13 protein-coding genes are annotated in these 12,032 nt (G+C 65.3%); 7 read left to right on the top strand and 6 right to left on the bottom strand.

Annotated features, from left to right (window positions below):
• Positions 1 to 3: 3 nt before the first annotated feature.
• Complete coding sequence (locus ACP7DW_RS07135) at positions 4 to 930, top strand: histone deacetylase family protein (protein ID WP_099760275.1); 927 nt, start codon at positions 4 to 6, stop codon at positions 928 to 930.
• 12 nt (positions 931 to 942) lie between these two features.
• Here ACP7DW_RS07135 and ACP7DW_RS07130 read toward each other — a convergent pair whose 3' ends face one another.
• Entirely contained in the window at positions 943 to 1,266 is a 324-nt protein-coding gene (locus tag ACP7DW_RS07130) for a hypothetical protein (RefSeq protein ID WP_426054754.1), read from the bottom strand.
• Positions 1,267 to 1,428: 162 nt separating this feature from the next.
• Complete coding sequence (locus ACP7DW_RS07125) at positions 1,429 to 2,226, bottom strand: hypothetical protein (protein WP_426054755.1); 798 nt, start codon at positions 2,224 to 2,226, stop codon at positions 1,429 to 1,431.
• A gap of 200 nt (positions 2,227 to 2,426) precedes the next feature.
• On the opposite strand from ACP7DW_RS07125, the gene ylqF reads away from it, so the two are divergent.
• Positions 2,427 to 3,374: a ribosome biogenesis GTPase YlqF gene (ylqF, locus tag ACP7DW_RS07120; protein ID WP_426054756.1), complete on the top strand. Its 948-nt coding sequence runs from the start codon at positions 2,427 to 2,429 to the stop codon at positions 3,372 to 3,374.
• 69 nt (positions 3,375 to 3,443) lie between these two features.
• On the opposite strand, the gene ACP7DW_RS07115 is transcribed toward ylqF, so the two are convergent.
• Positions 3,444 to 4,247: a DODA-type extradiol aromatic ring-opening family dioxygenase gene (locus tag ACP7DW_RS07115; RefSeq protein WP_426054757.1), complete on the bottom strand. Its 804-nt coding sequence runs from the start codon at positions 4,245 to 4,247 to the stop codon at positions 3,444 to 3,446.
• A gap of 112 nt (positions 4,248 to 4,359) precedes the next feature.
• Between ACP7DW_RS07115 and ACP7DW_RS07110 the strand changes: the two genes are divergently transcribed.
• From ACP7DW_RS07110 to ACP7DW_RS07090, 5 genes are all read left to right on the top strand, one after another.
• Complete coding sequence (locus ACP7DW_RS07110; protein WP_426054758.1) at positions 4,360 to 5,250, top strand: LysR family transcriptional regulator; 891 nt, start codon at positions 4,360 to 4,362, stop codon at positions 5,248 to 5,250.
• Between the two features lie 98 nt (positions 5,251 to 5,348).
• Positions 5,349 to 6,872, top strand: a complete 1,524-nt coding sequence (locus ACP7DW_RS07105) for a TonB-dependent receptor domain-containing protein (protein ID WP_426054759.1) — start codon at positions 5,349 to 5,351, stop codon at positions 6,870 to 6,872.
• A gap of 147 nt (positions 6,873 to 7,019) precedes the next feature.
• The gene (locus ACP7DW_RS07100) at positions 7,020 to 7,691 is read left to right on the top strand and encodes a thiol:disulfide interchange protein DsbA/DsbL (protein WP_298400639.1); all 672 of its coding nucleotides are present in this window, start codon (positions 7,020 to 7,022) and stop codon (positions 7,689 to 7,691) included.
• A 12-nt stretch (positions 7,692 to 7,703) separates the two neighbouring features.
• Positions 7,704 to 7,928, top strand: coding sequence for a hypothetical protein (locus ACP7DW_RS07095; protein WP_426054760.1), 225 nt, complete (start codon positions 7,704 to 7,706; stop codon positions 7,926 to 7,928).
• Between the two features lie 91 nt (positions 7,929 to 8,019).
• The gene (locus tag ACP7DW_RS07090; protein ID WP_426054761.1) at positions 8,020 to 8,766 is read left to right on the top strand and encodes an SDR family oxidoreductase; all 747 of its coding nucleotides are present in this window, start codon (positions 8,020 to 8,022) and stop codon (positions 8,764 to 8,766) included.
• A 3-nt stretch (positions 8,767 to 8,769) separates the two neighbouring features.
• On the opposite strand, the gene ACP7DW_RS07085 is transcribed toward ACP7DW_RS07090, so the two are convergent.
• From ACP7DW_RS07085 to ACP7DW_RS07075, 3 genes are read right to left on the bottom strand one after another with little or no spacing between them, the layout of a single operon-like run.
• Positions 8,770 to 9,645: an efflux RND transporter periplasmic adaptor subunit gene (locus ACP7DW_RS07085; protein ID WP_426054762.1), complete on the bottom strand. Its 876-nt coding sequence runs from the start codon at positions 9,643 to 9,645 to the stop codon at positions 8,770 to 8,772.
• Between the two features lie 48 nt (positions 9,646 to 9,693).
• Positions 9,694 to 9,894: a DUF1656 domain-containing protein gene (locus ACP7DW_RS07080; protein WP_101484274.1), complete on the bottom strand. Its 201-nt coding sequence runs from the start codon at positions 9,892 to 9,894 to the stop codon at positions 9,694 to 9,696.
• A complete protein-coding gene (locus ACP7DW_RS07075; RefSeq protein ID WP_426054763.1) occupies positions 9,884 to 12,022 on the bottom strand; it encodes an FUSC family protein in 2,139 nt (712 codons plus the stop codon). Before ACP7DW_RS07075 ends, ACP7DW_RS07080 begins: the two co-directional genes overlap by 11 nt.
• Positions 12,023 to 12,032 lie beyond the last annotated feature (10 nt).

Here is a 12,032-nt window from a genome sequence, read left to right as displayed (position 1 = left end):
CGCATGAGCACAGCCATTTATACCCATCCCGATTGCCAGCGCCATGAAATGGGCGACTGGCATCCTGAATCGCCGGCCCGCTTGCAGGCCATCAACGATCAATTGATCCTCGCGCATATCAGCGACCTGGTCGAGCACCGCGACGGCGTGCGCGCGCAATTGTCCGACATCGAGCGCAACCACAGTGCCACGGCCATCGGCCTGGTGCGCGACAATGTGCCGGCCGAGGGCGACTACTATCCGCTCGACGGCGACACCTTGCTCAATGCGCACAGCTACGAGGCGGCCCTGGCCGCCGCTGGCTCGGCCGTGACTGCCACGGACGCCGTTATCGATGGCGAGATCAGCAACGCCTTTTGCGCGATCCGACCGCCTGGCCACCATGCGCGGCCCAGCGAGCCCATGGGTTTCTGCCTGTTCAACAATGTCGCCATCGCCGCCAAGCATGCGCTCGACGTGCGCGGCCTCGACCGAGTCGCCATCGTCGACTTTGACGTACATCATGGCAATGGCACGGCCGAATCCGTGGCAAACGATCCACGCATCCTGATGGTGAGTTTTTTCCAGCACCCGTTTTATCCGTACAGCGACGTCGAGTCCTACACGGATACGCGCGTCAACGTGCCCGTGCCAGCCCGCTCGAAGGGCGATGCCGTGCGCCAACTGGTGCTTGACCACTGGCTGCCGGCACTGCACCGGCAGCAGCCGCAGATGATTTTCATTTCCGCCGGTTTCGATGCCCACCGCGAAGACGATGTGGGCGGCATGGGCCTGGTGGAGGCCGACTACACGTGGCTGACGCAGCAAATGATGGCCGTGGCCAATCAGTATGGCAAGGGTCGCATCGTCAGCTGCCTCGAAGGGGGCTACAACCTGTCGTCGCTGGGCCGCAGCGTGGCGGCGCACGTGAAGGCGCTGGCGGAGCTGTAACGCTGCAGCGAACTACAGCAAGCTAGGAAGGCTGCTGGAATTGGTGTGGCGGTGGGTCTGGTAGTCGAGCGCGTCGCCGGCCATGAAGCGGCGCCAGGCTTGCGTGTAGACGAGCGATGATTTCTCCGCGTCGAAGCTGTCGAGCTGGAGCATGTCGCGGTGGTGCTTGATTTCATTGACCAATTGGTCATACAGCATTTGCAAGCCATAGCTGTCGGCGCTCTGGCGTTTCAGGCGCTCTTTCAGCTGCGCCACTTGCCCCTGTAACTGCCGGCATTCCTTCTTCCAGTCATTGCGCGGCATGCGCTTGGGCGCCATGCCAGTGTGTTCCATCATCATATCGACCTATCCCCATCGCGTATCTCCCTGCACCTGCCGGAGCCAGCCTGGAAATAATTGCTTTTCATTTAAGAGGCGATATTAGAGCATACTTTTTTATTGCTTGCAGTAAATATGAAAATCCTTGTGGAAATATTTTGCCCGGCTTCCCGGGGCGTATCACTGGCGCTGCGCCGCCTTCAAGGGCGCTGCGGGGGCGGCTTCGGCCAGGTGGCCGTCGTCGGCGTAAGTGAGTGTCAGCAGGGTATTGTCGTCCCAGCTCTGGTCATGCAGCGGCGGCACGTAGCGCTGGCGGTCTTGCGTGACGCGGATCTCCAGCGCGCGCTCGCCCGAGCGCGCCTGCACGGCGGCGAGGTTGCGCGGCACGGGATACAGCACGTGGATCAGCGACGAGTGGCACGGTCCGCCCGCCAGGCGGAACAGGTTGCGCCGCACAAACGGCAGCTGGTCCTGCTCGACGGCCCAGCGGATTTCGCATTCCAGGCGCAAGTCGCCCAGGCGGCGCACGTTCGCGGGCAGTCCCGGCGTGTGGATGTCGGCGCGCCAGCGCAGGGTGTCGCGCTTCTTGTTGCTGACCAGGTCGGCATTCGCATCGTAGGCCGTCTTGTCGCGCGTCAAGGTGAAGCCGCCATCGGCCGCCAGCGGCACGGGGATCGACAGGTTGTCGGCCGACAGGTGCAGGGTCACGCCATCGAGCCTGGCCTGGGGCGTGGCGGGGACCAGCATGAAGCGCAGCGGCGCGCCCGGCGCCAGGCGCTGGTGGTCGGCATACGCGTCGAGTCCCTTGAGCATGGTGCGGTAGGGGCGCAAGTCAGGATCGCGCGTGCTTTGCACGTCGACAACCTGCTGTATTTCCTGGCTGGCCGTGTCGCCAGGCACCGCCGTTGGTTCCTGGGCCAGGGCGGGCAGCAGGCAGGCGCAAAGGGGGGCGAGGAGGAAAAAACGGGGAAGATGCATGGAATGCGTGCCAGGTTAAGCGTGCAATGGGGAAACCGGCCAGGCTGGACGGACTGCGGATCTTATCATTCAAGTAACTGCCAAATTATCACCAATTGTCTCGTTCGCGTCGCACGGCTGGCGCTGGCGGCGGAAAATGCGACGTCGTGGCGGCAACCACGTAAAATAGCGGATTGACTGAACGAACTGAAGGCAAGAGCATGGCGATACAATGGTACCCAGGACACATGAACGCGGCCCGCAAGAAAGCGGCCGAGACCATGGAAAACACCGACCTGGTGATTGAAGTGGTGGACGCGCGCCTGCCGGCAGCCAGTTGCAATCCCATGGTGGACGAGTTGCGCCTGTTCCGCCAGCGCCCTTGCCTGAAGATCCTCAACAAGACCGACCTGGCCGATCCTGCCGCCACGGCCGCCTGGGTCGCCTATTTCAATGCCCAGGAAGGCGTGACCGCGTACGCGATGACGACCAAGAAGCCGGGCGACGTGGCGCGTATCCCTGAGCTGGCCAAATCGCTGGCGCCACACCGCGGCGTGCCAACGAAACCGCTGCGCATCATGATCATGGGCATCCCCAACGTGGGCAAGTCGACCCTGATGAATGCGCTGCTGAAAAAGCGCGTGGCCAAGGTGGGCGACGAGCCTGCCGTGACCAAAATGCAGCAGAAATTGTATCTGGACAAGAACACCATCCTCGTCGACACGCCCGGCATGCTGTGGCCGAAGATCGCCATCCCCAGCGATGGCCTGATGCTGGCGGCCAGCCACGCCATCGGCTCGAACGCGCTGATCGAAGAAGAAGTGGCCGTGTTCCTGGCCGAGGAATTGCTCAAGCGCTATCCGGCCTTGCTGGCGGCGCGCTATGGCACCAAGGTCGATGAAGTCGACGCCATCGGCGTGGTTGAAGGCATCGCCGCCAAGCGCGGTTTCCGCATCAAGGGCGGCGATTACGATTTCGAGAAAGCCTCGCACACCTTGCTGCTCGACTACCGCAGCGGTATCCTCGGTCGTATCTCGCTGGAAACGCCGGAGACGCGCGCGGCCTTGCTGGCCCAGCACGCGGCCGAGATGGCGGAAAAAGCGGCCATAGCGGCAGCGATTGCCGCCGAAAAAGCAAAAAATGCGGCGCGCGGCAAGCGCGGCACGTAATTCAAGCGACAGCCATGCAAAAAGCGCCGCGACATCACTGTCGCGGCGCTTTTTTCATGCGCTGCCCGATTATCCGAATTTGAAACTGGTCACCGCCAGCGCGCCAAAGAAATCGTCCTCGTGGTACACCACGTGCGCCGCTTCCTGCTCGGCCGCACCGAGCGCCACCATCAGCGGCAGCAAGTGATCTTCCTGCGGATGGGCCTGGCGCGCGCCGGGGGCCTGGTCCCAGGCCAGCAATTGCTCCAGCCTTTGTTCTGGCGGCAAGGCCATCGTCTGGCGCAGCCAGGCGTCGAACTGGTGCGAGGCGACGGCGCCCGCCTGGCCGAACTGGCGCAGGTTGTGATAACTGAGGCCGCTGCCGAGTATCAGCACGCCTTGCCGGCGCAGGCTGGCCAGCGCGCGGCCCACCTCGACGTGGGTGAGCGGATCGTAGCCGTGTTTCAGCGACAATTGCACCAGCGGCATGTCGGCTTGCGGGTAGATGGGGAACAGGGCGCTGAAGGTGCCGTGATCGAAACCGCGTTCGTGGTCCAGGCGCGCCGGATGGCCAGCCGCATCGAGCAACTGTTTTACCTGCGCCGCCAGTGCCGGCGCGCCCGGTGCCGGATACTGGATCTGGTAGGTATGCGGAGGAAAGCCCGAATAGTCGTAGATCATGCCTGGCTGCGGACTGGCCGAGACGAGGAACTGCGGCCCTTCCCAGTGCGCCGTGACCACCAGCACGGCTTTCGGGCGCGCACCGATCTGGCGCGGGATATCCTGCAACGACGCTTCCAGCACGTCGTAGCGCCCGCCGAACTGCTCTTTCATGAACGGCCACGGGCCGCCGCCGTGCGACAGGAAATAGGTGGGGAAAGTGTGCTCTTGCATGGCGGCTCCGGAGTGGAATGACTGATGCTATCGATGATAGTCATGCGCGGTCAGTTGATCAAGATCGCAATTATTGATATATCATTTCCATTTTGTTGATGATGGGATGGTCATGGATACCTTGCGCAGCATGCGCGTGTTTCGCGCCGTGGTGGAACTGGACAGCTTCGTGCGCGCCAGCGAGCGCCTCGATCTGTCGCCGGCCATGGTCAGCAAGCACGTGATGCACCTGGAACGCCACCTGGGCGCGCGCCTGCTGAACCGCAGCAGCCGTCACCTGAGCCTGACGGAAATCGGCAAGGTGTACTTCGAACAGTGCCGCGACATGCTCGACAACCTCGACGAGGTGGAAGCGACGGTGGGCCGCACGACGGTGGTGCCGCGCGGCATGCTGCGCCTGAGCGCGCCCGTCTGGTTCGCCAACGCCATCTTTACGCGCACCCTGGTGGCTTACCGCGAGCGCTACCCGGAAGTCACGTTTGACATCGACCTGAGCGGCCGCGTGGTGAACCTGGTGGAAGAGGGTTTCGACCTGGCCCTGCGCGTGAGCCAGGCCCCATCGCCGACGCTGATCGCGCGGCCCATCGGCAGCATCGCCTTTCACCTGGTGGCCGCGCCCGCCTACCTGGCGCGCGCGGGCCAGCCTGTGGTGCCGCAGGATCTGGCGCAGCACGCCATGATCAGTTATTCGCTGTTGTCAAATGGCAATGAATTGACGTTTGACGGCCCGCAGGGACGCGAAACGGTGAAGTTTACGCCCGTGCTGCAATGTAATAACGAAAGCCTGCTGCATGCGGCCGCGCTCGACGGCATGGGCATCGCCCTGCTGCCATCGTGGCAGACGGATGCGGACCTGGCGGCGGGGCGGCTGGTGCGTCTCTTCGATGGCTACCAGTTGGCGGGCGGCAAGGTGTACGCCGTCTACACGAGCCGCCGCTACCTGTCCTCGAAAGTGCGCACCTTCATCGACTTCCTGGCCGATGAAGGACGCCTGGGCAGCTGACGGCCTCAGCGGCGCGCGCCGTGCGTATAATGATTCGCTTTTGCCATCCTCCCGTTTCACTACCGTGCGTGCCCCGGTAGCGTACCGAGCTTGCCGCCATGATGCCTGCCCCTCCCGCCCTGACCATCGCCACGCGCACCTTGCTGCTGTGCGCCCTGGCCATGCCGGCGTGCGCACAGCAAGGCGCGGCCGGCGTCACGCATGGCGACTTGTCCACCGAACTGGCGCAGGGTGGCCAGCACAGTGTGCGCGGCGCCCTGTCGCGCGAGCAGGACGGCATGACGCTCGATCTGGCCGTCGACGGGCTGCGCAATGGCAATTACCGCGATGGCAGCGTGTTTCACCAGCGCGGCTTCAACGGCGGCGCGGAATGGAAGCTGCGCCAGGGGCGTTTCGGCTTCAGCGCCGACCAGTTGAACCAGGACACCCGCTATCGCGCGCCCGAGGCGCCGTTCCTGGCCTTGCTGGCGGCCCGCCCGGAAGACCTGTACCGCTATGAAGTGCGGCGCGCCAGCGCCTTCGTGCAGCGCTATGTGGGCAATGTCGAGCTGGGCGTGGAGCTGTCGCAGCGGGAAAAGCGCGCCACCGCCCAGTATGCGGGCGAGGCGGGCAGCAGCGAATCGCGGTACAGCAGCCGCCGCCGGCAACTGGCGCCCCGCATGCGCCATTACGGCAAGGTGGGCGGCGTGGGCACGGATACGGAAGTGGGCCTGGACCTGATGCAGTGGGAGCGGCGCTCGGACCGCGATGGCGATGGACGGCGCCGCCAGTACTCGCGCGCGCTGCTGCTGCGCGAAGAGCTGGCGTTCGGCGGCCCATATGCGCCGCGTCTGCTGCTGGGCTTGCGGCATGAACAGTTCCAGCTCGATCCGGCCGACATGCCCGCCGGCGGCAGCGACTGGGAAAACCAGAACGCCTGGGACGTGCAGGGCAGCCTGCAGCTGCGCCCGCAGCTGAGTGTGTACGCCAAGGCCGCGCGCAGCTACCGCATCGATGACGATGGCTATACGCGCGCCGGCTACCGTCCCCTGGCGGGACAGCTGCGGCGCGAAACGGAGGTGGGCGCTACCTTCGGCGACGCGGCGCGCAGTGCTTCCGTGCGCGTCTTCAGCGAGCGCCTGAGCAATCAGATCGTCTTCGACCAGAACCTGGGCCAGCTGGGCTTTGCGGGCAACCTCGACCCCTCGCGCCGCGACGGCATCGCCATCGAGGCCAGCCTGGCGCTGGCGCGCGACTGGCGCCTCGACGCGCAGCTGCGCCAGGTGCATGCGCGCTACGACGATTACACCTACGACGGCCCGGATATCGCCCTCGTGCCCAAGACCCTGGCCAGCCTGCGCGTGTACTGGACGGGGCCGGCCGGCGCGAGTGCCGACGTGGGCGTGCAGTGGCTGCGCGCCCTGCGCTATGGCCCCGATTTCGCCGGCAGCTGCCTGGCGCAAGTGCCCGCGTTTGCCACCTTGGACGGGCGCTATGTGCGCAAGCTCGGCGCCTGGGAGCTGGAACTGGCCGGCAGCAATCTGGCCAACCGCCGCCATTACGGCGATGCGCCTGGTTGCCACTCCAGCATTTACCTCAACGATGCGCGCCAGCTGCGCGTGTCGGCGCGCTACCATTTCTAAGGCAGGGGCGCAGCGGGGCTTAAATGCGGCTTAAGCGGGCGCCAAGCGGGGCGACAAATACGGCTTTTTTCCGCCCGGGCTTCATCGACCGGCGCAAAAAGTGGTAATCTCGCCCCGTTCACGACCACTTTATGATGAAGGATTATTATGCGTTTTCTGCGTTTCTTGCGTCCCCTGCTTGCCGCCGTCACCCTGGTGGCGGCCACCGGCGGCGCCATGGCTGCCGATACCGGCTTTACCACGCTTCCGACGCCAGTGCGCACGGACACGGGCAAGAAGGTGGAAGTGGTCGAGTACTTCATGTATTCCTGCCCGCATTGCTACGCGCTCGATCCGTTGATGCACGACTGGGTCAAGAAGCAGGGCGACAAGATCGCCTTCCGCCGCATCCACCTGGCCTTCTCCGGCCCGAAAGACCCGCAGGCGCACGCGTATGCCACCCTGGAAGCGATGGGCCAGCTGGACCAGTTCCACGACAAGATCTTCCGCGCCATCCACGTCGAGCGCAACCGCCTGAACCGCGATGACGCCATCCTCGACCTGCTGGTCAAGAACGGCATCGACAAGGCGAAATACCTGGACATGTTCAATTCCTTCGGCGTGCAGACCAAGCTGAAACGCAACGAGCAGCTGATCGCCGCCAGCAAGATCGACAGCGCGCCGACCATCGTCATCGACGGCCGCTTCGTCACGTCGCCGTCGCAGCTGTCGCGTCCGGGCCAGTCCGAGCCGCAGACCCAGGCGGCGACCCTGCGCGTGATGGATGAACTGGTGGCGCGCACGCTGAAAGAGCGCGCGCCCGCGCCAGCGAAGAAGTAAGCGCAGAGCGCCATGAAACAGCTGCCCTGGACTTTGTGCGTACTGGCCCTCGCCCTCGTGGCGTGGCTGGCGCTGGCCGTCGTCAACGTGGAAAACCAGCGCAATGCGCTGGTGACCAAGGCGTGCGTGGACCCCGCGTTCAAGAACGAGGTCGATGCGAAATGCCTGGCGTCCGTGCAGTCGCGCGAACACTGGTGGCAGCATCTGACCTACGCCATGACGCACTTCAGGAATTGAAGGCGTTTGCATGAAAAACCCGCTGCGCGCGGGTTTTTTTTCGTCCGCGTATGATGCAGCCACAAGCAGCCACAACCATCCCGGAGGAACGATGAAGGAAGTGATCCTGATTACCGGCAGCAGCCGCGGCATCGGTGCGGCGACTGCACAGCTGGCGGCGCGCCAGGGCTATGCCGTCTGCGTCAACTATGTGCGCGATGCGCGGGCGGCCGAAAACCTGTGCGCGCGCATCGTCGCTGGCGGCGGCGAAGCGATCGCCGTGCAGGCTGACGTCAGCGATGCGCAAGACGTGGAACGCCTGTTTGCGCAAGTCGATGCGCGCCTGGGCACCTTGACGGCGCTGGTCAACAATGTGGGCGTGCTGGAGCAGAAATGCCGGCTGGCCGACATTTCCGTGCAGCGCCTCGAGCGCGTGTTGCGCACCAACGTGATCAGTTATTTCCTGTGCTGCCAGCAGGCCGTGCGGCGCATGTCGACGGCCAATGGCGGCCAGGGCGGGCGCATCGTGAATGTCTCGTCGGTGGCCGCGCGCCTCGGCTCCCCGGGCGAATACATCGATTACGCGGCCTCGAAAGGCGCGGTCGATACCTTGACCCTCGGGCTGGCGAAGGAAGTGGCGGCCGAAGGCATCCGCGTCAACGGCGTGCGGCCCGGCATCATCTATACGGACATCCACGCGTCTGGCGGCGAACCGGGACGGGTGGCGCGCCTGGCGTCCGGCGTGCCGATGCAGCGCGGCGGCGAGCCGGAAGAAATCGCCGACGCGATTCTGTACTTGCTGGGGCCGGGCGCGACGTATGTGACGGGCAGCATCCTCGACGTGGCGGGCGGGCGCTAAAAGTTACGCTTTGGCCGGCGCCGAATGGGGCGTGATCACCACGGTGCAGGTGGTGCCGGCCACCAGCAGTTGACCTGCTGGCTGCTCGTCGATGTGGATGCGCACGGGCACGCGCTGCGCCAGGCGCACCCAGTTGAAGGTGGGATTGACGTCGGCCAGCAGTTCGCGGCCCGTGGCGGCGTCGCGGTCGGTGATGCCGCGCGCGATGCTCTCGATGTGGCCATGCAGGGTGCCGCCGCTCATCAGATTCATTTCCGCCTTGTCGTCCTGCGCCAGCATGCCCAGTTTGGTCTCTTCGAAGTAGCCGACGACATAATATGAGGCGCTGTCGATGACGGCCAGCTTGGGGGCACCGACGGCGGCGAAATCGCCCTTGTGCACGTTCAGGTTGGTCACGTAGCCGCTGACGGGGGCGCGCACGGTGGTGCGCTCCAGGTTCAATTGCGCCAGCGCGCGCGCGGCCACGGCGGCCTGTACTTGCGAGGTAGCCGAGCTGGCGGCGAAGGCGGCGCTTTCGCGGCTTTCCGTCGAGATGATGCTGGCGTCCAGGCCGGCGCGCCGCTGCGCTTCCTTGCCGCGGCGGCCTTGCTCCGTCCTCTGCGCCGCCAGCACGGCGTCGGCCTGCGCCAGCGCGCTGGCATAGCGCTCCTTGTCGACGACGAACAGCACATCGCCTTTGTGTACCACCTGGTTGTCGCGCACCAGCACGTCCGTGACGGTGCCGGCCACGTCGGCGCTGATGTTGACGATGTCGGCCTTGATGCGGCCGTCGCGCGTCCACGGCGACGCCATGTAGCGGTCCCAGACGGTCTTGCCTATCCACAGGGCTGCGGCCAGGAGCAGTAGGGTGATTGCATAGCGGGTCAGTTTGCTTACCATGTCGGCAGCCTTTCCTTGATGGGGTTGAACATTTTTTTTATTTGACGGTTATTGGTACAGCGATAAAGCCAGCGCGCCGAAGATGGCGATGAAGATGCACAGCCGCGCCAGCGACGGGTGCCACACCATGCGGTATACGCCCAGCCAGCCCAGCACGCGGTCGAGCAGGGTTTGCAGGCCGATGCTGAGGATGAACAGGGGCAGCAGGGTAGGAATCAGAATTCCGAACAGGGCGAATTCACGCGGCATGGTGGTCTCCGGCGCCAGGCGCCATATGGTCGAGTAATGAGGTGTAGATCGAATGCAGGTCGGCCAGCGCCGTCTGCAGACGCGCGCTGCGTTCGGCGCTTGCATCGACTTCCGCCTGGGCTGCGCGCACCACGGCGCCCGCCTGCAGGGTGGCGGCCAGCGCCGCTTGCAGTGCCGTGTCGCTGCGCGTGCGCAGCCAGCCGGCGATGTGTTCCACGCACTGCTGCAGCGCGTGGCGCGTGGCGCCCGGGCGGGCGGTCGCGATCAGTTCGCGCAGCTCGATCACCGAGTGGCCGATTTCCAGCAGGGTCAGGGCCTGGCGCACGACGGCGCGCGTGGCCACGCCCGGCGCCGGTCCGGCCGCCGCATTGAGCTGGCTGAGCAGGTCGCGCACGCGGTTGTCGAAGCGGTGCTTGACTCTTCGCGCCGGCGCCGTGCACGCATGCAGCGCTTCGCGCCACAGGGCGCGGCCGATGTGGTCCTTGTGGCCCATCGTGTGCTCGGGCAGCAGCACGGCAAACACGAGGGCGGCCAGCATCAGGCCGACGATCAGCGCCATGCCCGTGTTCAAAAAGGCTGCGCCATCGACATGCATCAGATTCGTCGGCGCCATCTGCGTGATGAAAGTCGACACGCCCAGGCCCACGCCCAGCTTGGCGGGATTGGTCATCAGGTACAGGCCGACGGCGAGGAACGGTGTAAAACTCAGTACCAGCATGGGGAAGCCGTCGCCGTGCACCAGCACGAAATACACGCACACGAGCGAGAGCGGCATGGCGATGAAAAAGCCCGTCAGCACTTGCCGGATCATCATGATGGGGCGCGGCGAGGACGAGGCCAGCGCGCAGAACACGGCCGCCATCAGCATCGCCGTGCTGGCGTAGGGCCAGGCGAGGAAGTAGGCGCCCAGCGCCAGCAGGGCCAGGCTGATGGCCGCGCGCGCGCCGCTGGCGATGACCAGCGCGGGCGGCGTCTTCGGCGCGTACGCCTGCGGCGTGCTCACTTCGAGCGGCGTGTCGTGCACGAGGCTGAAATACACTTCGTGAAAACGGCTCATGTCGCGCGCGAAGCGTTCCAGCAACTCGCACACGGTGTCGAAGTCGATGCGCTGCGCATGCGCGACTGGCGCCGCTTCAATATCTGTGCGCGCCTGCGCCAGCGCCGTTTGCAGATACCGCTGCATGGTGTCGAGCGAGTCTTGCGACGGCGTGGCCTGCAGCGCCTCGGCGACGATGGCGTACAGGGGCGCGCACGCCTGCATGACCCGGGTTTCGCCATCGCGCTGCAGGCGGTCGAACAGGCGGTGGAAAGTATAGAAGGTGGTCAGCGCCGTCATGAAGGTGGCGTTGAAGGCGTGCAGCTTGCGGTTTTGCGCACGCACGTGACCCACTTTGCTGGTGACTTCGAACAGCGCGGCCGAGCGGCCCAGTTCCAGCGCCGCCACGTCGGCGGCAAACTGCAGATGCGTCAGCTCCACCTGCGCCGGCGTGAGCTGTTGCTGCAGCACGTCCTGGCAAAAGGTCAGAAACTTGCCATAGCGCGCCTGCACCGTGCGCATCACCTGCGTGCCCTGGTGGCGCGGCAGCAGCACGCTGGAGACGACGGCCGAGCAGATGATGCCCAGGCCCACTTCGGCCACGCGCGTGACGGCCAGCGAGAACACCTGCATCGGTTGCTCGATGGCGGGCAGCACGATCATGCAGGCCGTGTAGCCGGCCAGCACATACACATACGACTGGGCGTTGCGGTGCAGGGCCGAGCCGCTCGTGCACAGGCCCACCCACAGGGCCAGGCCGGCGAACAGCAGCACGGGCTGCTGCGGGAACAGGCCGATCAGGGTCAGCGCGGCCGTGCATCCGAGCAGGGTGCCGCACAGGCGGTAAAAGCTTTTTTCCAGCACCATGCCGCTGCTGGGCAGGGCCAGGATGATGGTGGTGGTCATCGCCGTGCTGGGCGAATCGAGGCCCAGGCGGTAGGCCAGCCACAGGGCGCAGAACGCGGCGATGAGGGTCTTGCCGACGTAGATCCAGCGCTCGCCTTCCGTCGTGCGCCAGTCTTGCAGCGCCAGCGCCAGCCAGCGGGCCGCCCGGCTCAGGGGGCCATATGTAGGTGTTGTGGCTGGCGTCATCGATAGGCTA

The sequence above is a fragment of the Janthinobacterium sp. PSRC1-1 genome (assembly GCF_049897525.1).
Taxonomy (GTDB): domain Bacteria; phylum Pseudomonadota; class Gammaproteobacteria; order Burkholderiales; family Burkholderiaceae_D; genus Janthinobacterium; species Janthinobacterium tructae.
The sequence above is the reverse complement of the archived record's forward strand: the minus strand, read 5'-3'. Positions and strand labels throughout refer to the sequence as shown.